At 38.4% G+C, this 22050-nt stretch carries 26 protein-coding genes; 21 read left to right on the top strand and 5 right to left on the bottom strand.

Annotated elements, in window-relative coordinates; genetic code table 11:
• Position 1 precedes the first annotated feature (1 nt).
• From der to MOZ64_RS02635, 14 genes are all read left to right on the top strand, one after another.
• Positions 2-1309, top strand: a complete 1308-nt coding sequence (der, locus tag MOZ64_RS02700; RefSeq protein WP_320325084.1) for a ribosome biogenesis GTPase Der — start codon at positions 2-4, stop codon at positions 1307-1309.
• Positions 1310-1318: 9 nt separating this feature from the next.
• On the top strand, positions 1319-2317 hold the full coding sequence (locus tag MOZ64_RS02695) for an NAD(P)H-dependent glycerol-3-phosphate dehydrogenase (RefSeq protein WP_320325083.1): 999 nt from the start codon (positions 1319-1321) through the stop codon (positions 2315-2317).
• A complete protein-coding gene (locus tag MOZ64_RS02690) occupies positions 2314-2604 on the top strand; it encodes an HU family DNA-binding protein (protein ID WP_320325082.1) in 291 nt (96 codons plus the stop codon). The genes MOZ64_RS02695 and MOZ64_RS02690 overlap by 4 nt, the downstream gene beginning before the upstream one ends.
• A 71-nt stretch (positions 2605-2675) precedes the next feature.
• Positions 2676-2873 carry a type II toxin-antitoxin system HicB family antitoxin gene (locus MOZ64_RS02685; protein WP_320325081.1) on the top strand — a complete coding sequence of 66 codons (198 nt, stop codon included), beginning with the start codon at positions 2676-2678 and terminating at the stop codon, positions 2871-2873.
• Between the two features lie 20 nt (positions 2874-2893).
• Positions 2894-3856 carry a type I phosphomannose isomerase catalytic subunit gene (locus MOZ64_RS02680; RefSeq protein ID WP_320325080.1) on the top strand — a complete coding sequence of 321 codons (963 nt, stop codon included), beginning with the start codon at positions 2894-2896 and terminating at the stop codon, positions 3854-3856.
• A gap of 50 nt (positions 3857-3906) precedes the next feature.
• A complete protein-coding gene (brnQ, locus tag MOZ64_RS02675; RefSeq protein ID WP_320325079.1) occupies positions 3907-5220 on the top strand; it encodes a branched-chain amino acid transport system II carrier protein in 1314 nt (437 codons plus the stop codon).
• 31 nt (positions 5221-5251) lie between these two features.
• Entirely contained in the window at positions 5252-5953 is a 702-nt protein-coding gene (locus MOZ64_RS02670; RefSeq protein ID WP_320325078.1) for a YoaK family protein, read from the top strand.
• A gap of 276 nt (positions 5954-6229) precedes the next feature.
• Positions 6230-6613 carry a hypothetical protein gene (locus MOZ64_RS02665; RefSeq protein ID WP_320325077.1) on the top strand — a complete coding sequence of 128 codons (384 nt, stop codon included), beginning with the start codon at positions 6230-6232 and terminating at the stop codon, positions 6611-6613.
• On the top strand, positions 6591-6770 hold the full coding sequence (locus tag MOZ64_RS02660; protein ID WP_320325076.1) for a hypothetical protein: 180 nt from the start codon (positions 6591-6593) through the stop codon (positions 6768-6770). The genes MOZ64_RS02665 and MOZ64_RS02660 overlap by 23 nt, the downstream gene beginning before the upstream one ends.
• A gap of 262 nt (positions 6771-7032) precedes the next feature.
• Positions 7033-11742: a sensor domain-containing diguanylate cyclase gene (locus MOZ64_RS02655; protein ID WP_320325075.1), complete on the top strand. Its 4710-nt coding sequence runs from the start codon at positions 7033-7035 to the stop codon at positions 11740-11742.
• Between the two features lie 189 nt (positions 11743-11931).
• Positions 11932-12336, top strand: coding sequence for a VOC family protein (locus tag MOZ64_RS02650; protein WP_320325074.1), 405 nt, complete (start codon positions 11932-11934; stop codon positions 12334-12336).
• A gap of 125 nt (positions 12337-12461) precedes the next feature.
• Positions 12462-13586: a 5-methyltetrahydropteroyltriglutamate--homocysteine S-methyltransferase gene (locus MOZ64_RS02645; RefSeq protein ID WP_320325073.1), complete on the top strand. Its 1125-nt coding sequence runs from the start codon at positions 12462-12464 to the stop codon at positions 13584-13586.
• 379 nt (positions 13587-13965) lie between these two features.
• On the top strand, positions 13966-14196 hold the full coding sequence (locus tag MOZ64_RS02640) for a hypothetical protein (protein ID WP_320325072.1): 231 nt from the start codon (positions 13966-13968) through the stop codon (positions 14194-14196).
• A gap of 33 nt (positions 14197-14229) precedes the next feature.
• A complete protein-coding gene (locus MOZ64_RS02635) occupies positions 14230-14451 on the top strand; it encodes a hypothetical protein (protein ID WP_320325071.1) in 222 nt (73 codons plus the stop codon).
• Positions 14452-14636: 185 nt separating this feature from the next.
• On the opposite strand, the gene MOZ64_RS02630 is transcribed toward MOZ64_RS02635, so the two are convergent.
• On the bottom strand, positions 14637-15656 hold the full coding sequence (locus MOZ64_RS02630) for an acyltransferase family protein (RefSeq protein ID WP_320325070.1): 1020 nt from the start codon (positions 15654-15656) through the stop codon (positions 14637-14639).
• 381 nt (positions 15657-16037) lie between these two features.
• Between MOZ64_RS02630 and MOZ64_RS11600 the strand changes: the two genes are divergently transcribed.
• The 7 genes from MOZ64_RS11600 (at position 16038) to MOZ64_RS02600 (ending at position 19230) form a co-directional block, all read left to right on the top strand.
• The gene (locus MOZ64_RS11600; RefSeq protein ID WP_370659448.1) at positions 16038-16283 is read left to right on the top strand and encodes an SDR family oxidoreductase; all 246 of its coding nucleotides are present in this window, start codon (positions 16038-16040) and stop codon (positions 16281-16283) included.
• Between the two features lie 63 nt (positions 16284-16346).
• Positions 16347-16508: an SDR family NAD(P)-dependent oxidoreductase gene (locus tag MOZ64_RS11595; protein WP_370659447.1), complete on the top strand. Its 162-nt coding sequence runs from the start codon at positions 16347-16349 to the stop codon at positions 16506-16508.
• A complete protein-coding gene (locus MOZ64_RS02620; protein WP_320325069.1) occupies positions 16486-16731 on the top strand; it encodes a hypothetical protein in 246 nt (81 codons plus the stop codon). The genes MOZ64_RS11595 and MOZ64_RS02620 overlap by 23 nt, the downstream gene beginning before the upstream one ends.
• Before the next feature lie 111 nt (positions 16732-16842).
• On the top strand, positions 16843-17571 hold the full coding sequence (locus MOZ64_RS02615) for an EFR1 family ferrodoxin (protein WP_320325068.1): 729 nt from the start codon (positions 16843-16845) through the stop codon (positions 17569-17571).
• A gap of 72 nt (positions 17572-17643) precedes the next feature.
• Positions 17644-18285 (top strand): AraC family transcriptional regulator ligand-binding domain-containing protein, encoded by a 642-nt coding sequence (locus tag MOZ64_RS02610; protein ID WP_320325067.1) that lies wholly within the window; start codon positions 17644-17646, stop codon positions 18283-18285.
• Positions 18258-18659 (top strand): helix-turn-helix domain-containing protein, encoded by a 402-nt coding sequence (locus MOZ64_RS02605; protein ID WP_320325066.1) that lies wholly within the window; start codon positions 18258-18260, stop codon positions 18657-18659. Before MOZ64_RS02610 ends, MOZ64_RS02605 begins: the two co-directional genes overlap by 28 nt.
• Positions 18652-19230 carry a TMEM175 family protein gene (locus MOZ64_RS02600; protein WP_320325065.1) on the top strand — a complete coding sequence of 193 codons (579 nt, stop codon included), beginning with the start codon at positions 18652-18654 and terminating at the stop codon, positions 19228-19230. Before MOZ64_RS02605 ends, MOZ64_RS02600 begins: the two co-directional genes overlap by 8 nt.
• A 138-nt stretch (positions 19231-19368) precedes the next feature.
• On the opposite strand, the gene MOZ64_RS02595 is transcribed toward MOZ64_RS02600, so the two are convergent.
• The 4 genes from MOZ64_RS02595 to MOZ64_RS02580 form a co-directional block, all read right to left on the bottom strand.
• Positions 19369-19599 (bottom strand): hypothetical protein, encoded by a 231-nt coding sequence (locus MOZ64_RS02595; RefSeq protein WP_320325064.1) that lies wholly within the window; start codon positions 19597-19599, stop codon positions 19369-19371.
• Positions 19600-19838: 239 nt separating this feature from the next.
• Positions 19839-20495, bottom strand: a complete 657-nt coding sequence (locus MOZ64_RS02590; protein WP_320325063.1) for an alpha/beta fold hydrolase — start codon at positions 20493-20495, stop codon at positions 19839-19841.
• Between the two features lie 133 nt (positions 20496-20628).
• Positions 20629-21126, bottom strand: a complete 498-nt coding sequence (locus MOZ64_RS02585) for a nitroreductase family protein (protein ID WP_320325062.1) — start codon at positions 21124-21126, stop codon at positions 20629-20631.
• A gap of 22 nt (positions 21127-21148) precedes the next feature.
• Positions 21149-22003 (bottom strand): pirin family protein, encoded by an 855-nt coding sequence (locus MOZ64_RS02580; protein WP_320325061.1) that lies wholly within the window; start codon positions 22001-22003, stop codon positions 21149-21151.
• Positions 22004-22050: the final 47 nt, after the last annotated feature.

Raw genomic sequence — 22050 nt, 5'->3', positions numbered from 1 at the left:
TATGTTACGTGGAACAGTCGCCATTGTTGGTCGTCCCAATGTGGGAAAATCAACGGTTTTTAATCGCTTGATTGGTCAACGAAAAAGCATTGTCGATGATACACCGGGGGTAACTCGTGATCGTATCTATGGTGAAGTGGAATGGTTGACACAATCATTTCGTTTGATTGATACCGGCGGTATTCAATTAGAGAATCAGGCATTCGGTGATGAAATCAATATGCAAGTGGATATTGCGATTGAAGAAGCCGATGTGATCGTATTTTTAACAAGCGCTAAAGAAGGTGTGACCTCGGATGATGCTTTGATTGCAAGAAAGCTACAAAAAGCCCAAAAACCAGTGATCTTAGCTGTGAATAAATCGGATAATGAAACCCTGCAGATGATGCAATATGATTTTTATCAATTGGGCCTGGGTGATCCAATGGTCTTATCGGGAGCCCATGGCATTGGGATTGGGGATCTCTTAGATAAAATTATGGAATTATTGCCCGAAAAGCAAATGCGTTCCTATGATGGAATCACTTCTTTTTGTGTTATTGGTCAGCCCAATGTTGGCAAGAGTTCTTTGGTCAATGCTATATTACAAGAACAACGTGTCATTGTATCCAATGTCGAAGGAACGACGCGAGATGCCATCGATACACCTTTTAAATATGATGGTCAAGAGTATATCATCATTGATACAGCGGGTATTCGCAAGCGCGGTAAGATTTATGAAAATATCGAAAAATATTCTTTATTACGTGCTTTACAAGCCATCGATCGTTCGGATGTGGCTTTATTCTTGATTGATGGCGAAAAAGGCATTCGAGAACAAGATAAACACGTGGCTGGATTGGCTCATGATGCAGGAAAAGGTGTCATTATTGTCTATAATAAATGGGATACGGTCGATAAAAACGAGAAAACCATGCACGAAATTGAAACGAAGATTCGCAATCAATTTTTGTATTTGGATTATGCTCCCATTGTCTTTGTTTCAGCAAAGACCCATAGCAAGGTCAATCAATTACTTCCTTTGATCAATGAAGTGCATGATGCTTGCTGCTTAAGGATCCCTACCAATGTATTGAATGATGTCATCTTAGATGCGCAGATGTTAAATCCACCTAAGCCGCATAATGGCCGTCAGCTGAAGATTTATTATGCCTCACAAGTCGCAGTCGAACCACCAACCATTGTTTTGTTTGTGAATGATCCAGAATTATTGCACTTTAGTTATCAACGATATATTGAAAACAAATTGCGGGAAGCATTTTTGTTTACAGGCACGCCCATCAAGATTTTGGCACGTGCTAGAACATAAGAGGTAGATATGCGAACAGTTATTATAGGTAGTGGTAGTTGGGGAACAGCCTTAGGACAAGTATTGGCAGATAATCAACAAGATGTGATCGTATATGGCCGTAATGAAGCGGAAGTCAGTGATATCAATGAAAATCATCACAATACGAAATATTTCAAAGAGACAGAATTAAATCCATTATTGACAGCAACTCGTGATTTGTCGGTCGTAGCCGGTGCGGATTTTGTATTATTAGCTGTCCCTACCATTGCAATCGAGGATATGTGTAAGAAAATCAACGAGTATTTAAAACCCAATACGATCGTGATCAATGTTTCTAAAGGCTTTCATCCCGAAACAAATGAGAGAATGAGCGATGTCATTCGTCGATCGATATCTTTGGAAAAATTGAGTTCGGTCGTCTCTTTGATTGGACCTTCCCATGCCGAAGAAGTAGTGATTCGTCAGTTGACGACCATTGATGCCATCAGTTTAAAGATCGAAGATGCACGAAAAGTACAAACATTGTTTTCGAATCGGTATTTTCGTATTTATACAGGATCGGATGAAATTGGTAGTGAACTGGGTGCAGCATTAAAAAATGTCATGGCCATTGCGTCAGGTATCTTATCGGGCCTTGGCTATCAAGACAATACGCGAGCTGCTTTGATTACCCGTGGTCTTCAAGAAATGGTTCGTTATGGTACCTTCTTTGGTGGACAAGAACGAACGTTTATGGGATTGACCGGAATTGGTGATTTGATCGTAACTTGTACTAGCAAGCATTCACGAAATTTTGAGTGTGGATATCAAATTGGTCAGGAAAATACCGTGGAGAACTTTTGGGCCAACAATACCAAAACGGTAGAGGGTGTTCGTACCGCTAAGATCGTACATCGTGTGGCTGAAAAAAATCATATCTCTATGCCGATTTGTGAGGAAGTGTACCAAATTCTATATAATCATAAAAAACCAGATACGTGTGCAGATAGTTTGATGTTGCGCGATTTGAAAGAGGAGTTTCGATGAGTAAATTTGTAAATAAGGATTCTCTTGCACAGAGTGTTTCGACGCAATTGAATCTTTCAAAAGCCGATGGATTGAAGGCGGTAAATATCATTTTTGATGAAATGAGTGAAGCATTACAAGATGATGGCAATGTGGATATTACGTCTTTTGGAAAGTTTGAAATTTTTCATCGTAAAGAACGAATGGGAATCAATCCGATTACGAAAGAAAAAATGATGATTCATTCTTCAAAATTACCAAAATTTCGTCCATCACAAACCTTAAAAAATAAATGTAATGAGAAGTAGTTCGCTACTTCTTTTTTTATGACAGTAAGAATGTCAAATAAAACGATAGGATACCTGTAGAGGTGATAAGAATGGAATATAATTTGATCATCAAAGAAGATCCTTATACCGGTGGTTTTATCGTGTATTTTGATGGTTTGCCTGGATGCATGTCAAAAGCCAAAACGATGCCTCATGCAATCGAAAAAGCCTATCATGAATTGGCTATATGGAAACAAGGTGCCATGCATTCAGGATTTGCTTGTTTTTCTGCATGTTTATTTCTATAATGTTTTAGGAGGATTCTTTTATGGAAGTAATACAATTAAGACCCGCATTCAAAGATTATCTTTGGGGTGGTCGTCGCTTAATTGATGAATATGATAAGAAAGCAGATTGTGATCCGGTGGCTGAATCGTGGGAATTATCGGCTCATAAAGATGGGAGCAGTACCATTGTTGGGTGTGCCTACGATGGTATGTTGTTTAAAGATTATATTGATCAACATGCAAAAGATCTGTGGGGCACAAAAGCAGCCAAGGATGCAACATTTCCTATCTTAATCAAATTTATTGATGCGAAACAACCATTGAGCATACAAGTGCATCCGGATGATACGTATGCATGGGAACATGAACATGAACCTGGCAAAAATGAATTTTGGTATGTCATGGAAGCAGATCCAGATTCTTTCTTATATTATGGTGTAAAAGAACCAATGACAAAAGAAGAATATCGAGCGCATATTCAAGATGATACGATTTGTGATTATTTGAATAAAGTACATGTCAAAAAAGGGGATTGTTTCTTTATTCAAGCAGGTACGATCCATGCGATCGGTGCCGGATTGATGATTGCTGAAATTCAACAATCGTCCAATTCAACTTATCGTGTTTATGATTTTGGACGGGTTGGTAAAGATGGCAAGCCACGCCAATTGCATATTGATAAAGCTGTCGATGTTTCTAATTTAACGCCATCTGGTAAAAATGGAGAAGCAGACGGACCTTTGATCCAGAAGAATGGGTATACAGAACAAGTTTTAACCAAAAATAATTATTTTACTTGTACAAAATATCATGTGGATACAACCTATACGGAAACCGTCACAAAAATGAGTTTTCAAGGTCTTACCATATTGGATGGACAAGGGGCCCTATCCTATGATGATCAAGTCCTTCCTTTACGAAAAGGAGATTCGGTTTTTATCCCGGCACAAGATGGCAAGTATGAAATGAGTGGCAATCTGACTTGGATTCAAACTGTACTATGATCGAAGAATAAAATGGATCAGAATTGGTCCATTTTTTCATGGAGGCAGGAATGAAAAAACATTTGACAAAAAAAGAAATGATCACATTATCCAGCATGTTGTTTGGATTGTTTTTTGGTGCAGGAAATTTGATCTTTCCTGCATATCTAGGCCAGCAATCGGGAACGCATATCGTACCCGCTGTAATTGGTTTTTTAATCACAGGCGTTGGAATGCCCTTGTTGGCGGTTGCTTCACTTGGAATCACTGGTAGTCATGGTCTATTGGATCTGAGTTCACGAATCCATCCTCGATTTGGCTTCTTGTTTACTTGTCTTTTGTATTTGACGATTGGGCCTTTTTTTGCAGCACCACGCTGTGTAACGGTCCCGTTTGAAATGGGATTCAATACTTTATTTACCTATCGGATATCACCACAATTGGCTCTGTTTCTATTTTCTTTGCTCTTTACCGGAGTCATGCTTTGGTTTAGTCTTCGTCCCGGTAAAATTATGGATTGCATCGGTAAATTATTAAATCCATTATTTTTGTTCATCCTATCCATTCTTTTAATTCAGGCTTTATCGCATCCTTATCCATTACATCCTTCCACTAAACTGTATGCCACGGCGCCGATGATGCAAGGCATCTTAAACGGATATAATACGATGGACGTTTTGGCTGGATTGGCATTCGGTATTATTGTAGTTCAGGTCATTCAACAATATGGGATCACCGATCCGAAAGCAATAGCGAACAATACCTTAAAAGCAGGTATCTTGTGTTCGGTGATGATGGCCATCATCTACATCTTAACGGCTGTGGTTGGCGCATATAGCCTAGGATATTCCACTTTAGCCGGCAATGGAGGCATCGTATTATCTCATATTGCGGTTCACTTTTTTTCTCAACAAGGAATGATCCTTTTGGCAACCATTGTGTTATTTGCTTGCCTGAAAACAGATATTGGATTAGCAACCAGTTTTTCAACGACCTTTCATGAGATGTTTCCATCCATTTCCTACAAACAATGGGTTTTCTTCTTTAGCGGTTGTATGTTGTTGATTGCGAATTTGGGATTGGACACCATTATTCAATATTCGGTCCCTATTTTAATGTTGTTATATCCTTTAGCCATTATGTTGGTGTTGCTCTCTTTAACTCGAACATCGAAAATCGTTGCACGATGGACCATGAGCGGAACTTTGATTGGTTCTTTGATTGAATGCATCCGGACCTTACCCTTTTCATTTGGATGGATCACCTATGCGAATGCACATATTCCTTTATTTCAAATTGGTTTTGGTTGGCTCTACCCTATGTTGATAGGTTTGATCCTTGGATGTATCTTTAAAAAAAAGAAACGCAAAGAAAATAAAATATGATAGGATATTTCATGCGGGGTGAAAAGAATCAATGAAATCAGAAGAGTATTTGATGTGTGAAAAAAATTGGGTTTTTTATACGCTAATCCTCATTTCTGGATATTATGGTGCCTTTACGTATGTATTGCGAGGTAATGTTTTTTGTAATGCACAAACAGGGAATGTTGTTTTGATGGGCATGGCATTGGGATCCGGGAATATCCGTCATGGATTATACTATGTCATTCCGATTGGTGCATATATGTTGGGATCTTTGGTTTCGGAACTATTGCCAAATCCTATCAAACATACACTTTCGATTCGTTGGGATACTTTATTGTTGTTCATCGAAATGTTGGTTGTTTTGGGGTTGGGATTCATTCCGGAGAGTGCACCTGTACAAATCTCACAAGTAGCCATTAATTTTATTGCTTCAATGCAATATAATACCTTTCGACAAGCACAAGGAACGCCCATGGCCACAACATTTGCGACCAATCATATTCGTCAGATTGGCATTGGCCTTGCGAAAGAGATCAAGGGAAAAGATACAAGTCATCGCGAGAAATTGTTCAAACATATCCGTATGCTTGTCTGTTTCTTGTCGGGAGCTACGATTGGTACAGTTTTCTGTCACTTATATCTTGGAAAAGCCATTTGGATCACTTTGATTCCCTTAGCTATTTTATTGAGTCAATTCATCAAAGAAGATCATAATTTGGATTCCTTGGAACAGATTCCCCATGGACATTGAAAGGCACGATGTGTCTTTTTTTTAAGCAAAGCATGGAAAATCAGAAAACGTATATTACGATAAAATCGGACTCTGTAGTGATAAGAAAACATGTTTGGATAGGAGGTAGTTTTAACAATGGAAAATGAAGTTATAACGGAAATCGCATATCATATAGAAGGTGATGAATCGGCTCTTTTGATCGATACAGGCACGAGAACGTTTGATCTTCTGGCATTGGTCCATCATTGACCCAAAAGCCCATTGAGTCATGGTCATCTAGATCATGCGTTAGGAATGGGTTTTTTTCATGAAGTATGGATGCACCCCAATGATCAAGAATTGGCATTATCGGTAACCGAAAGGGATCGGAAACAATATGTGCAGGTGATGATGGATATGGCCAATCATCTCTACCAGGTAGAACCCGATCAAGTCATTCCCTTCACAACACGCCCATTGATTCATGATCTCTATGAAAATATGATTATCCATCTTGGTCATCGTGATATCAGAGTCATCAAAACGCCGGTGGTTTACTTGTTGGAACCATCGTTAATCCAGTCAAATTGCGTCTATGTTTCCTGGTTTCTTGATGCCCGTGGTATTTCTTGGAAGTATCTTTTATACTTGGAATCAATTGGCGACCTTACCGATCATGCAAATCATTACCTTGATTGATCCGTTGACTTGGATCCATGAAGCCATTCGTGCCCTCATGACTCCACAGACGTTGAGTCTGCCATTGTTTTTTACCTTGACTGGTATTATTGTATGGATCATAGGCATGGGCATCATTGCGATGAAACGTTTTGATCATATGGTCTATGATCACTAAGGAGCGTGTTGATGCAATCATCAGCATTTTTTGTACGAGATTGTCGCTATCTGTGAGGATACAAATATTTTGGGTACAAAACCATTTATAAAAAAATAAGCATACAATCAAATAAAATGCCCATGATTTTTGGTTTGTCCATTGATTGAATTAAAGATTTAACGAAGGAAAATAAAAATGGAAATTTTAATATGTGTAAGGTATATTAGTAGAAAATGGTTTTCATTGATCAATAGAAATAGACCAACTAGGAGTGATTGGCATGGATAAGACAAAAAATATGGTACCTAAGCAGCAGCAACTGCGTACAGAATACGAACAATATTTTGATTTAATTGAAGGAGCGGTTTGTTTTGTCCTTGCGAATGAAACGGAGGAGATCGTTTTCGCAAACGAGAAAGCTGCATCTCTTTTTGAATGTGAAGATGTGGATACGTTTTTACAATTTTGCTCGTCTAAATATCAGAATCTGATGGAAGAAAAGGATTACAAGCCGCTATCAGAGATTGCTTGTGTAAATCCGGCTCATTTTACGCTTTCTTTTCACTACCAGACACAAAAGGGTCATTTTCGCAAAGCCGTGGGTGTGGGCACGCTCAAGGAAACTTCTTTTGGAAAAACGTTTGTGATCTTGCTGTTTCCATCGGAACAAATCACAAATGATCTGCAGACAAAAGACAAAACAGGGGTTCTAGGGATGCATGATTTCTTCCAGGAGGCACTCCAACAGGCAGAAAAGCGAAAATCATTTCCGGAAGTCCGCGCTTTTTGTCCGGTCAGTTTCGACTTGACCAGTTTTAAAGAATACAATCGACAATATGGCATGCAACAAGGCGATTTGTGCCTGAAAAAAATCGCAGATGCGATTACGAGATGTTTTCCTAATGCTTTGGTTGGGCATCTGACAGCGGATCATTTTGTTGCATTGTTGCCATCGGATGATCTAGAGACAAAATTGGAACAAGTCTGTAACGAAATAAATAGCTTTATCAATGACGATGGAATCCAGTTGAAAGTAGGTATTTATAAGCCTACGGAAAAAGATTCAATCGAAACGTTGAGACATGCTTTCGATTTGGCGAAAATTGCTTGTGACAGTATCAAGACGGACGGAAACAGAAGTATTGCCATTTATCGATCATCGTTGGGAAAAATGCTTGCCAAAAAAACATATATCTTACGTCATTTTGGTGAGGCATTGGAAAAACATTATATCAAGGTGTATTTTCAACCTGTGATTCGAACCCTTACGGGAAAATTAAGTGGCTATGAAGCTTTAGCACGTTGGGAAGATCCGGTACAAGGTATGATTTTTCCAGATGTATTTATTCCGGTTCTCGAAGATGCACAGTTGATCAACCGACTGGATCGGTATGTTTTGGAGCAAGTTTGCCGTGTGATCCGAGATCGAATGGATAATGGTCTACCATTGCTTCCTGTCTCCATGAACCTTTCGGCATATGACTTTGATGTGGCCAATCCACTGGATACCATTGAGAAGATGGTAAAGCGGTATCAGATTCCAAGAACATTGCTTTGTTTTGAAATTACGGAGCGAGTGATGTTCCAAAATAAAATGATCATGTCCAAGGTCGTTTTTCAGTTTCAGCAAGCTGGCTATCAAGTTTGGATGGATGATTTTGGAAGTGAATATTCTTCATTGAATACGCTTCACAATTATCATTTTGATGTGATCAAAATCGATATGGGTTTTTTCAGTCATTTTGATGATCGAAGTCGACAAATCATCACTTCGGTGGTCACCATGGCGCGCATGCTGGGTGTACAGACACTGGCAGAAGGCGTCGAAACAAAGGGGCAGGTCTCTTTTTTAAAGAAAATTGGTTGTGGACGTATTCAGGGCTATTACTATGGAAAGCCCATGAGATATGATGATACATTTACTTTTAATCATGGCAGGGGACTCCAATTTGAGCAATCGGAGGAAGCTCATTTGATGGATGCTGCCGAAAGTGTTAACGTGATTTCGGATTCTCCCACTGCACTTTTCCGTTTTGATGGAACCAATATTGAACTTCTTATTGAAAATGATGCCTACAAAAGAGAATTGAGAAGTACGGGAACGCAAGGGATGGACGAAGCCAATGCGTATCTTATGGATTCAAGCTATCCATTTCGAGGAAGGTTTCAGCAACTTTTGATAAAAGCGTTGCATTCCAGATCCCAGGAAACCCTGACCTATGCCGATAATGGACAATATATGAGGGTTAGTGTTCGTTGGATTGCTGGAGATGAAGAGCACTGGATTGGTGAAGCCCATATTTACAATATCAGCAACAACGAAGCCATTCAACAGGCGAAAACCTTAGACAATACACTGCGTGATATCTTCCAATTCTATGAGGGCTTTTATGTGATGGAACGAGGAAAAGGTGAAGTTAAGATCCTGCGATCCAACCATCCGGAATTGAATCCGGAACCTGTTCAATCGATTGAGGATTTTTTGGCTTATTTTTCTGAAACGCTGGTTTATCCAGATGATAGAGCACGCTTTGCGGCATTTATTGATCCTGCAAATATAGAAACAAAGACAAAAAGTGAAGGTGTTGTCCAAACCGAACTTTTGCGCATCCGAAAAGCAGATGGCACTTTTCGATGGACAGTGTTCGAGACATTGATGATCTACAAGAGCGCGACTAAGAATATTCTGCTTTGTGAACGCGAAGATATATGGGAGTGCAAGAGAGATAGAAACACTCTACTTCCCATCTTCTGCCAATCTTTTGGCATATCAACAACGGACACCATTCAACTAGAAACAAGGATAGAGAGTAGTCTTTTTCGTGTACTTTGCGAAACATCGCCATATTTATTTTACTGGAAAGATCAGAAAGGTCGCATTCTTGGTGCCAGCAAAAGTCTTCAGACAATGGAAGATTTTCATGATACATCCGATTTTATTGGTAAATCCGAGGAAGAAATTGGTTTCAGTTTCCCTTTACTTGACAAGCATTCCGATAAAGAAAAGAAGCCTCATTTGGGAAATCCGACAACCCAAGTGGAAGAGTTGATGTTGACAGGTGGTCGATTCAAACCAGTTCAAATTTCACGCATCCCCTGGTATCTGGATAAGGAGTTTGCAGGAACATTGGGTATGGTTCATAAAACAAGTTCGGATAAAAAGAATGATGAATTGCATCTAGGATTGGTTGATAAGGAAACGGACGTTCTTAGCTTTCGTGGAGCGATTGAAGCCGGCTTGTTATATGCGGATCGATATCGTATAGAAAAGCTTGATTATGTGGGCCTTTTGATTGATGTGCCTATGTATGCTGAACTGATGCGTGACAATAGTGAGAATGCGAAAGTCATTTTGGAAAAACTTACCGAAACACTTCGAGAAGAATTAACACCAGGTTGGGCCATCGCAAGAATTGGAATTTGTTGTTTTCTTTGCTTCAGCCAAAGAGAAAAAGCAGAACAAATCGAAGAAAAACTGACTACAATTTCTGGAATCTTTCCATCATTGTGTCGAAAACTTGGTATTCAGATCAATCTTTTGATGACGCATGCCATTGTCTATGGTTCTGAAGTCATGAGTCTTGATGAAATGTTTCAACTTCTGATTCGTCGACTGCATAGTGCGGAAAAAGAAGCATATGGAGAAAGAACTTATACGGAGGATCGAATCTATGTCCGTCGGGAGTTGTTGGATGATTTACCGGAACGAGTGATCATCAGTGATCCCAAAACGTTTGAGCTTGTCTATATGAATCAAGCTGCCCGAGATGATGTTGGATTGGACAGGGAATGCAGTTTGAAAGGATGTTTCTGTTATCAGACGTTGGAAGGATATGACGGGCCATGCAAGAATTGTCCCAATTTGATGCTTCGAATGGATCGTGCACTCTCATTATCTCATATGAATCACAAAACAGGCGATAATCTGATTATCCGTTCGTTTTTGACCATATGGGAAAAGCGTACACTGAAGGTTACCTTTGCGTTTAATATAAATGAGTACTTGGATACGTTAGCGGGTGATCGTGAGATGTTTTATCAGGAGATGCGAGCCAATGAGGCAATATCCCGTGGCATGGAAGAGGAAGATCCTGAAAAAGGCATTGAGATGACAATGTCAAGTATTGCAGAATACATGCAGCCAGAGCGGTTCCTCATTTTTGAAGAAAGAGATGACAATACGGTCAGTGCTACCTATGAATGGACCAAACCGGGTGTGATTCCATTGAAGGAAGAACTGCAAAGTATACCAAGAACAGAACTACGTGCATTGTATACAAGATTTGTTTCCGAGCGACTGGTCATGGTTCACGATATGAAGGCCTTTCAAAAGGAATATCCAGATTTTAAACTAAGAATGCATGGCTTGCAAAGCTTTATATCTGGCCAACTTTTACTTCAAAATCAGACAGAAGGCTTTACGATGGTTGTCAACCCATCCGAAGAAAGTTTCCGTAGAGGCAGCGTGATCTATTCAACATTGACGGATTTCATTGCCGTGATGGTTCGTAACCGAAACAGTATACGTGAGTTGGAAAGACAAAGTACAATAGATTTACTGACCGGTGCGGGAAACCGTCGAGCATTGGAGCAGAGGATCCGAACATGGCAGGGAGATGGCATATTAGGTGTGATTTCCATCGATTTGAATGGATTAAAAAATACAAATGATACCAAGGGCCATCATGCTGGCGATATGCTGATCCGTGAATCCGCGCGAATTCTCATGGAATGTGCAGGCGAAGATTGCGTTTTTCGAACGGGTGGAGACGAGTTTGTTGTTGTGACAGAGGACCTTGAACAACGAGATATTCTTTTGTTGATTCGGCATATGCGAGATAGTGCAACTATCAATGGCATCAGCATGGCCATCGGCTATGCATACATTCGTGGAAAAGTAACGGATTTTGATGCCCTGCTTACGAAAGCCGATTTAAATATGTATCAAGATAAAGGACATAGCTTCCGTCGCAGACGAGAAGATCGATGATATCGGATAGGACTTATTTCTGTGAATGCCAATATTAAATTTACCAATTTGCCCCTGTCTCACATCATGTACAATATCTTTTGAATAAAAAAATGATTGAAAATTCCTCATAGGACGGGGTTCTTAGTCAAATGAAGATGATTTTTGAGAAAAGTAGTACCATTGATAAAAAAAGAAAGGAAATGGATCATGAAAGATTTCATTCAAGGAATTGAGCACGTATGCATCAAATGCAAGAATAAAGAAGAATTTACGAAAGTAAAAGAATTTTATGTGACGACCTTAGGTCTAGACATCTTAAGAAGTTGGGGAGATGACAAACATCCTTGTGCTACGTTTGATACAGGAAATGGTGGCATCGAAGTGTTTACAGAAGATATTGATGATCTGCCACAAGGAACCATTCGTCATTTTGCGTTGGCTACAAATGATGTGGATGGATGTGTAGATGCCGTTCGAAAAGCGGGATATCCCATCACAAAAGGACCAAATAATGTGAATCTTCCAAGCAATCCACCTTATTCTTTACGAATGGCCTTTTGTATTGGACCGGTTGGAGAAGAAATAGAGTTTTTTCAGGAATTGAATCCATAAAAAAGCGTAAGGAAAGGCGTTTTAAATTGACCTATAGATTGAAACTATATAAATACTAGTTTAATCATATTATACGAAAAAGATAATATAAAATATAATAGTTTCATTGATAGGAGGAATAAGATATGTGTAAGTTACAAACACCTTTTCGATATGATTATGTAGGAAGTTTCCTACGACCTGAAAAATTAAAAGCAGCCAGAGCCCAATTTGACCAAGGCTTGTTGAGCTATGATCAATTAAAAGAAGTGGAAGACCAAGCTATCACGGCATTGATCACCAAGATCAAATCTCTAGGCTATCATGTGATCACAGATGGAGAATTTCGTAGAGCAACTTGGCATTTAGACTTTATGTGGGCATTTGATGGAATCGGTCACGCACCAACGAAGACCGGTCTTCCATTTCATGATGAAGCAGCCATGATTGATGATACATATATTACAGGAAAGGTTGGTCTTTCCAAAAAGCATCCGTTTGTGGATCATTTTTCCTTTGTGAAACAATTTGAAGATGAAACAACGATTGCGAAACAAACCATTCCGGCACCAGCGCAATTTTTAGCTCAATTTACAATGCCATTTAACCGTTTGGCTACCGAAAAATATTATGATTCCGATGAAGATCTAGTGGCCGATATTGTTGCGGGATATGGAAAATTCATTCAAGATCTTTACAATGCAGGCTGTCGTAACTTGCAATTGGATGATTGTACATGGGGCATGATGGCCGATCGAAATGGTCATTTAGCCTATGGCGTGAGCCCAGAAGGTGTATTGGATATCCAAAAAACATATAAAGATATCAATAATCAAGTCATTGCGAATGCTCCAAAAGATATGATCATCAATACACATGTATGTCGTGGTAATTTTCATTCGACATATGCCAATAGTGGTGCTTATGATCCCGTAGCAGATGTGTTGTTTGGCCAAGAAAATGTGAATGCTTATTATTTAGAATTTGATGATGAACGATCTGGTGGCTTTGAGCCATTGGCCAAAGTAACCAATGATAAGAAAGTGGTATTGGGTCTAGTGACGACCAAATCACCTAAACTTGAAAACAAAGAAGAAGTCATTGCTCGTATCCATGAAGCGGCCAAATATGTTCCTTTGGATCGTTTGTATCTCAGTCCACAATGTGGTTTTGCGTCTTGTGAGATTGGAAATCAATTGAGTGAAGACCAACAATGGGAAAAATTAAAATTAGTCAAAGAAATCGCTCAAGAAGTTTGGCAAGTTGAATGACCGTTTGACAAAAAATTAAAATAGGATCAAATGTCGAGTAATATCGGCTTTTTTTATGCAATACAAAAAATGAATACTCGTATGCAGATCTAATATTGTATAAAGAAGAATTGGACCGGTAGGATACATATGATTGTGGGAGGTCATCATGAATTTTCAGCAACAGAATTGGATAAAAACTCGTATAGTATTCCACAAATGATGCATTCAGATCTTTATTTTAAAGAGGAGTGAGTCCGATATATGGGCATGAAATGCCAAAAATGGTCAAAGATATTATGCAGAGAGCAACGTTTGATGCAAACGATATATATTGAGTTTTAACATATGGAAATCGTCATTCCAATGCGGTGGAATTGGCACAAAAGGATTTGAACAAGTGCATAAACAAGTGAACTATATTCATACGATCTTGATAATGGATAATTTTTTACCAGCTTTTGAAAGGGTTCAACAGACATCCATGGATAAACATGTGGATGTTCAATTTGAGAATATTCGTAAAGACATTCAAACAAAGCGAAATGATCATGAAGTTGTGGCGGATTCCAATCGACAGGTACATCAAAATTATTTGAACAATGTCGCAAATCAGTCTGAAACCATTTGAGCAGACTTCGCTTTACCGAGGATGGTATTGGTTGTGGTATTTGTACATCGTTATGTCCGGTTGGTTGTATTCATCTTGAAAATCATCTGCCGTGCGTACCCCAGAAAATTGTCAAGCTTGTATTCATGCGTGTCCAAACTTGCCATCCAAATGAATCCTGTTCTTGGATATGAACAACCGAATCCAACGGCGCGATATCGCAATGAAAATGTTTCATTGTGCGATCTGGTAGAAGCCAATAAACAGAAGCAATGATCGATCCAAGAAAATGCCTCTTCCATCCGCAATGGTCATTGGGGAAAGGTTACCTATCCAATCACTTTTAAAGGCAAAAACTATGAGAAAAGTCCGATCGTCTATGTGCCTGCTGTTTATGAAAAGACCCAGACAATGAATATCGGATGAATGTTTTCATTACATACGATTTTAATGTGTACAGCCTAGTATGAAATTGGATTTAAGAGTTTTTGTATATATCGCAAATAGTTGGAAAGATACATTTTTCCTTTACGATATATGTGAAATAATTGCGTTTGTATCTCGTTATAAATAGGAATAGAAAGAAAAGTACATGCGATGACCAAAGCATAGACTCCTACAAAAGGAATTTGGGTTTGATCATAAATCAATATCTTAAATAGCGAGCGATACGAAATATGCAACATATAGATTTCGAGTGACCATTTCCCACAAAATTCAAAAAATTGACTTGTTTTTAAATGTTCCATAAAATAAATGATCAAATATAATAATGATAGTGCCCAGAAACATTCAACAAATCGATAAAGGATCGGGGAATACACTAACGGCAAAGTTTCATATAAGATCTTTAATGGTATGCCCAGGGTAAACAATAATGAATCAAATGTACAAATGGATTCTTTTTGATAGATTTTATGAGCACATATACAACCAATGTAAAAAATCATAAAACGGGTAAAGAAAACATGTGTATGATAATACATGTAGTAGTTATATTGAGACAATACGTAGATACTACTCAATATCAAACCGAAGCCAATCCATAGTTTACGAGATTCATGTTTTCCATTGCACAGAGAAAATAGGAGTGGATACATACAATAAGCAACGATCACAAAACAAACATCACTCATAAATGCCAATAAAGAACTATGGTTCAAAACAAGGTCATAAAGTATCCAATATGTGATTCCAATTAAAATATAAGGAATCAATAAACGATGAATGCGTCGTTTGAAAAAAGAAATAATATTTGGATTTTTATGTAATGAAAAAAACAAACCCATACCGGATAAAAATAGAAACCAATCTACACCGCAGGCACCAATCCATGTTTGATAGACTGAACTGAATGTAGCCCATGTTCCATGGATGTGATATGTTTCAATATCTTTGGTCAAATGGTAAACGATAATACTTAAACTTGCCAATCCAAAGATCTGATTCCGATATTTACTGAAAATAGACCAGTTATTCACATCATCACCTCATGCATAAGTTACCGGATAAACTTAAAATGAAGATAAATAAATGCTTATAAAATAATAAATATTTTTAAAAAATGCAAAGAATGGAAACGGACAATAAGATAGAGATAAATCATTTGTGGATTAGCAGGACAAATGTATTGCATATAGAATGGCACAAAGTGATGGAAAGATGGAATCTTATGATGTTCATTTGTGGTCCTTTCTTTTGTATTCTTATCCCTGTAAAGAGGACAGGAAAGAAATGTATGATTTCTTTCCTCTCATAAAGCAGAACACAAATGAAAAATGTAGCATTGATTACCGGATCGTATGGCGGACTTGGAACTTGCTTTGTAAATATTCACGGACAAAAAGGGGGAGACATGATCCTTGTCGGTCGAAGCCAAATTGGATGCACAAGCCAAAGAAGCGGCAGCCAAATATCATGTAGAGATCCACACGATTGCGACAGATCTATCCAAACCCGAAGCAGCACAGATCATTTATGATACCTGCCAGAAAAAGGATTGGCTTCCGGATGTCATCATCAATAATGCGGGTTTTGGTGGTCAGGGTGATTTTGCTAGAGAACGCACCATGGATCAGGATCTGTCCATGATCGCGGTCAATGTCTAAACACCAACTCGTATCTTGAAGTTATTCCTTAAAGATATGATCCAACGAGGGAGTGGCAAGGTTTTGAATGTCAGCTCAACCGCAGCCGTGATGCCTGGACCATTACAGGCTGTCTATTATGCGACAAAAGCTTACATGACCAGCTTTTCCAATGCGTTATGGCGTGAATTGAAAGATACGGGTGTCACCGTAACAACATTGAATGTCAACTGGATTTGCAAATGAGGGCGGTTTAGGCGATACAGCTTTATTTGCCAAAGCCACAAGTCCGATGCCAGTCGCCAAAGCCAAAGCGGGTTATGAAGGCATGGAAAAAGGCGAATTGAATGTGACTGCTAGTCTAGTTGGTGCACAAAAGATCTTCATGCCACTTTCACCAATGATGCCAAAGAAGATGTTGATGAATAATGTATACGATATGCAGCTTCGTGGCAGTGCCAACAAGTAAATAAAAAAGCTATAATAAGAAAAGAAAACGAGGAATCAAAAAGGTACAATATTGCTGAGACATTCGCTAGTATATAAAAAAGGTCGGCTCTTTAATGGGAGGAATAGAAACGTGCTATTTTCTTTTTCGGGAACAGGAAATTCATTACATGTCGCAAGGACCCTTTTACATCCTGGCGAAAAGCTTGTCAATATGGCAAAAGGAGACCATTTGTATCATTTAGAAAAAGGAGAGCGTGTCGGATTTATTTTTCCTGTTTATTGTTTCACGTTAAGTCATGTGGTACTTCACTTTGTTCAACATCTAAAGTTAACGGGACAAGGATATGTTTTTTCCGTCATTGTTTGTGGTGGTAATACTGGGCATGCGGGTGCTTATCTAAAAGAGGAGTTATCAAAACGTGATATTCAACTCAATGCTTTGTTTTCTCTTGCGATGCCAGATGATATGGTATTTTATTATGATTTAGCATCACCAGAAGAAAATCAAAAGAAGTTAAGAAAAGCAGAACAGAAACTTAGTGTATTAAAAAAGACGATCGAACAGGAAAAACAGAATGATCCAGGAAGTGGTTTCACTTCAAAAATGATGCAGCCCGTGTATTATGATGCTATTCGTGGAACAAAAGCGTTTCATGTGAATGATGCATGCATTCATTGTGGCAAATGTGAAAGGAATTGTCCTGATGGCATCATCCGTCTTGTGGATGGAAAACCAACATGGAGAGCATCGCATTGTACGAAATGTTCTGGTTGTATCAATCGTTGTCATGTGCAAGCTATCCAATATGGTAGAAAAACGGAAAACCGGTTTCGCTATGTACATCCAGAAATGAAATAGAATATGGCATGTAATGATATTCAAAAGGGTATTTTCTGCGATATATAATAAGGAAAAATGAGGTATTATGATATGAATCATTTTATTATTGATGGGAGATATGAAGATCTTCTAAAATATTTTGGTCTTGATCCAAGAGCTGTTTTGCGAAAAGTTCAACTGCCAGAGGATATCTTCAAGCATAAAACGGTCACCATGCAAGAAGAATACTATCGATTTTTAAATGCTGTTTCGCAAGTGTCTGATGATCCAGCGTTGCCAGTGAAAATGGCAACGACAAATCAGATTGAATCGTTTTCACCACCGATTTTTGCTTCTTGGTGCAGTAAAAATAGGGAAATGTGCATCAATCGATTGGAACGCTATAAGAAATTGATTGGCCCTATGCGCTTTCTTGTGATAAAGAATGAGGACGAAGAAACGGTACAATTTATTCCGGGTGATGAATCTCTCGAATTACCATGTTTCCTTGTACAGTCGGAATTTTCTTTCTTGATTGGTATGATTCGAAAAGCAACACATGAAGATATTGATCCTATACAGATCCAGATGTGTGTTCTACCAAATGACCATGCATTTTCATCTTTTGCAGGTAGAGAACCACAAGCAGCTAAAGTGAATGCCATCACATTTTCAATAAAAGATCTTCAAGAACCTTTTATCTCTTTTAACGATGCAACGATGCGATGTGGAGCTATTTTGAACCAGAACTGACAAAGAGACTTTCTGATCTGGATATGGATGATTCCATCAGTGCAAGGGTACGAAGTGCTCTGACAGAATTACTTCCAGGAGGAGAGGGGACCATTGAGGATGTAGCAGAAAAACTTGGCTTATCGAAGCGTTCATTACAACGCAAACTGGCCGAAGAAAATACAACCTTCCGGAAACAGTTGAACAACACTCGAGAGATTTTAGCCATTCACTACATTTCGAATACCGACATGACAACCAATGACATGGCCTATTTATTAGGCTATGCAGAGCTCAATTCGTTTCTACGAGCCTTTACGGTCTGGACTGGAAAGAGCGTGACGGAATATCGTAACGAACACAATGTCGATAAGGAGGAAATGATCAATGGATAAGAACCGTGTCATGGCTTTTACCGATGCCATCATTGCGATTGCAGCAACTATCATGGTATTAGAAATGAAAGTACCAGATGTTGGTTTGTCTATGACAAATCTACTTGAATTAGTACCGATTTTTTTCGCCTATACAGTGAGCTTGTTTTTGATTTATTTTGCATGGAGATCCCATCATAATGCCTTTCAGAAAGCGGATGTCCTAACGACCGATACATATTTGATCAATGGCATTTGGCTGTTTTTACTTACCTTAGTGCCATTTGGAACCGGTGTTTTTGGCCGATATCCAAATTCTAATTTAGCTGCATTTCTATATGTTGGCATCGTTTTTCTGTGGACATTTAGTTTTCAATTTTTAGATGCCTCGATTGTCAAGAATAACCCTACTGCTCAAAAAGATGAAGTTATGCACCCCATGGCTCGCTTGATTCTTTTTGGTGGATTTGGGTTGGCATTTCTTTCCATCTTGATTCATCCATTCATGGCATTTATCATATTGGCCGTATCCAATGTCCTTATGGTCATCCGTATTCTTCACGAAAAGAAAAAATCTAGTGAATTAAATTGAGAGTATCAGTTGAGAAATCAACAAATGAAATAGTGACCAATGTCCCTGTATGAAAGAGTCTTGACCACTTTGTTGCTTGGAAACAAAAAAGGGGATTGGATCATAAGATCGCATAATAAAAAAATAGTGAATTCAGTTTCAATTACAAGATAAACGTCTATTCAAACTTACGATACCATATATTGTTCCAGCTACTACAACCGTAACGAGCAGGAACAATACACTATGCACAAGTAGATTACCTTCATCGCCACTTACGAGGCGGAGATATCCATCTGCCATGGCTCCTGCCATAACACCAGTGATTACGCTTACTCTTTTCAACAATCTTCCGTTTAATTCTGCACAATACTGTTCTTCTTTTTTCATGTCTTCTTATCCACCTTTATATCCACTGATATCGCAACCAAAGTTGCAAGAGTAAAAATACTTATTCTATTTTCGCAGAAATAGATTTCACAGTCAATTCTCAGAAGGAATAGAAAGGCCCTGCAAACATTTAGTAATAGGATCAATTTTTGAACCTGATACTTCGCATAATATATATTATGTAACAAAATAGATTTCTATAAAAATTGAAAAAAAGAAGCAATTCAATGCTTCTTCATTTAATTTGCGATATGCATGAGTTTTATTGCTTCTTCGACAGTTTCGTGTTGTTGTTTTGCTGGTGATATGGTAGCTTTTCCGTCTTTATTTTGTAAACCATCTTTATTTTGTAAACCATAGGATCCAAATTGTGAGTGATTTCCACCTTTAATGATTTTTACAACAGTATTTTCAGGAAGATCATGACGATATTTGTGCCAATGACCATGATTCATGATATGATCATGGCTACCATAAATTGCTAAACAAGATAAATTTGTATCCGTCAAATCTTGGGTACTATAGGCACCTAATAACAAGAGCCCTTTCAGATTCTTTGGATGTTGGTCTGCATATTTAGCTGCCATGGCACCACCCAGAGAATGTCCACCAATATACCAATTCGAGATATTTTTTGTTGTTTGTATATAGGAATCGGCAGCATTGACATCAAATACAGCTAAATTCAACGGCATCTTTACCAATACACAATAAATGCCTTTTTTGGCAAAATCTTGCATCAATGGTGCGTATGCTTGGTATTCTACTTTGCCACCTGGATAAAAAATAAGACCAGTATTCGTTCTCTTATTTGGCTGAAAAAGAGTCGCGGATCGTTCTTCTTTTACGATGACAGCTGCTGTTGAATGCAATGCACTTTTTGCTGTGGAATCCATCGAATATCCATCTTGGATGTAAAAAATGGATTCAAGAATAACAAATACAATACACACTACAAAAATTCGTTTCAATATTCTTTTTTTGTTTTTCATAGGATTTATTATATATTAAAATAATAAAAATTTCAGTTTATCGAATAAAATGGATTCGATCGATATCAAAACGATCTTGTTGCGGATGCTGTTGTGCTGGATAGCCAATTGGAATCAATGCAAAAGCATGCAAGTTATCTTTTAAATCAAGGATCGAATCTACCTTTTTGATTCGATCTGCCAATGGCGCAATGCCAAGCCAAACACCTCCAAGACCTAATTCAGTAATTTCTAAAAGGATGTTTTCCGTTGCAATTGCCATATCGATTTCACCCATTTGTGGGAATATCAATCCATTGGTTCGTAAACATGGAACAAGGACAACGGGTGCTTGTGCAGCACATCCTGCATAGGCACTACATTGAGATACTTCTTGAATCGTTTTTGGATTGGTAATCACATAAAATTCCCATGGTTGTTGATTTCCAGCTGATGGAGCTGCCATGGCGGCTCGTAAGATTTTTTCAATTTTTTCTTCTTCTACTGGCTTATTTTGAAATTGTCGAATACTGGTTCGTTGAAAAATGGCATTCATTGTTTTTTCTCCTTCTAGCTCATTACTTATTTTCATAAGTGGCAACTTCTTTAATAAAATTGCCGGTATTTAATTCATTGAAAGCTTCATACAACTCATGTTGTGTATTCATTACAATAGGGCCATACCAAGCTACAGGCTCTTTTAATCGATTAGAGCACATGAAAATAATTTCAATAGGATCTTCGTAAGATTGAATGGAAACGGTATCACCTGCACCCAGTTTTGCAGCTGTTTTGGCAGCAATGGGTGTTCCACTAACAATGGCATTGCCTTCTAAAGTGAAAACCATAGCTGATTTATTGGAGCCTGGCACATCAAATGCAAAAGATTGATTCGGTTCAAGTAAAATATCATAGAAATCCAAAGGAAGATATCTTCCTTGTATACCTTTATGATCTTTATATTTTCCTGCAAGTAACCGTAATTTTCCATATCCCAAATCAAATTCTTGTATCTCGCGTTGGATGACGCCATGATAATAGGGCTTAGCTGTTAATTTATCCTTTGCAGGAAGATTCAACCAAAGTTGCAAACCTAACAAACGTTCAGATGGTTGTGGCATTTCAGAATGAAAGGCACCGGATCCAGCTGTAAGCCATTGAGCTTCTCCATCATGTATAGAAGCCTTTGTACCAAGATGATCTTCATGAAGGATACATCCTTTTGAAAGAAAGGTGAAAGTTTCGATACCACGGTGAGGATGCATGGGAAATCCTTTGATATAATCATTTGGATCAGTGGAATCAAATGCATCCAACATTAAGAAGGGATCGTACGCATCCACCGTTTCATTACCTAATACACGGACAAGCTGTACCCCAGCACCATCTTGTGTGCGATATCCTTGTACTTGTTTTTCTACTTTACGTAACATAATAAATACCTCTCAATCGAATTAAGATGAAATCAATATATCGAAAA

Source organism: Absicoccus intestinalis (assembly GCF_033971885.1).
GTDB lineage: Bacteria > Bacillota_I > Bacilli_A > Erysipelotrichales > Erysipelotrichaceae > Absicoccus > Absicoccus intestinalis.
The sequence above is the reverse complement of the archived record's forward strand: the minus strand, read 5'-3'. Positions and strand labels throughout refer to the sequence as shown.

Bases quoted from the DNA above. Each gene is read 5' to 3' on its own strand.
- MOZ64_RS02580 (WP_320325061.1), bottom strand. From the start codon at position 22,003: ATGTTACGTAAAGTAGAAAAACAAGTACAAGGATATCGCACACAAGAT.
- MOZ64_RS02650 (WP_320325074.1), top strand. From the start codon at position 11,932: ATGAAAGATTTCATTCAAGGAATTGAGCACGTATGCATCAAATGCAAG.
- MOZ64_RS02605 (WP_320325066.1), top strand. From the start codon at position 18,258: ATGTGGAGCTATTTTGAACCAGAACTGACAAAGAGACTTTCTGATCTG.
- MOZ64_RS02600 (WP_320325065.1), top strand. From the start codon at position 18,652: ATGGATAAGAACCGTGTCATGGCTTTTACCGATGCCATCATTGCGATT.
- MOZ64_RS02620 (WP_320325069.1), top strand. From the start codon at position 16,486: ATGTCAACTGGATTTGCAAATGAGGGCGGTTTAGGCGATACAGCTTTA.
- MOZ64_RS02665 (WP_320325077.1), top strand. From the start codon at position 6,230: ATGGGTTTTTTTCATGAAGTATGGATGCACCCCAATGATCAAGAATTG.
- brnQ (WP_320325079.1), top strand. From the start codon at position 3,907: ATGAAAAAACATTTGACAAAAAAAGAAATGATCACATTATCCAGCATG.
- MOZ64_RS02595 (WP_320325064.1), bottom strand. From the start codon at position 19,599: ATGAAAAAAGAAGAACAGTATTGTGCAGAATTAAACGGAAGATTGTTG.
- MOZ64_RS02585 (WP_320325062.1), bottom strand. From the start codon at position 21,126: ATGAATGCCATTTTTCAACGAACCAGTATTCGACAATTTCAAAATAAG.
- MOZ64_RS02660 (WP_320325076.1), top strand. From the start codon at position 6,591: ATGCAAATCATTACCTTGATTGATCCGTTGACTTGGATCCATGAAGCC.
- MOZ64_RS02695 (WP_320325083.1), top strand. From the start codon at position 1,319: ATGCGAACAGTTATTATAGGTAGTGGTAGTTGGGGAACAGCCTTAGGA.
- MOZ64_RS02685 (WP_320325081.1), top strand. From the start codon at position 2,676: ATGGAATATAATTTGATCATCAAAGAAGATCCTTATACCGGTGGTTTT.
- MOZ64_RS02610 (WP_320325067.1), top strand. From the start codon at position 17,644: ATGAATCATTTTATTATTGATGGGAGATATGAAGATCTTCTAAAATAT.
- MOZ64_RS02680 (WP_320325080.1), top strand. From the start codon at position 2,894: ATGGAAGTAATACAATTAAGACCCGCATTCAAAGATTATCTTTGGGGT.
- MOZ64_RS02655 (WP_320325075.1), top strand. From the start codon at position 7,033: ATGGATAAGACAAAAAATATGGTACCTAAGCAGCAGCAACTGCGTACA.
- der (WP_320325084.1), top strand. From the start codon at position 2: ATGTTACGTGGAACAGTCGCCATTGTTGGTCGTCCCAATGTGGGAAAA.
- MOZ64_RS02590 (WP_320325063.1), bottom strand. From the start codon at position 20,495: ATGGATTCCACAGCAAAAAGTGCATTGCATTCAACAGCAGCTGTCATC.
- MOZ64_RS02670 (WP_320325078.1), top strand. From the start codon at position 5,252: ATGAAATCAGAAGAGTATTTGATGTGTGAAAAAAATTGGGTTTTTTAT.
- MOZ64_RS02645 (WP_320325073.1), top strand. From the start codon at position 12,462: ATGTGTAAGTTACAAACACCTTTTCGATATGATTATGTAGGAAGTTTC.
- MOZ64_RS02690 (WP_320325082.1), top strand. From the start codon at position 2,314: ATGAGTAAATTTGTAAATAAGGATTCTCTTGCACAGAGTGTTTCGACG.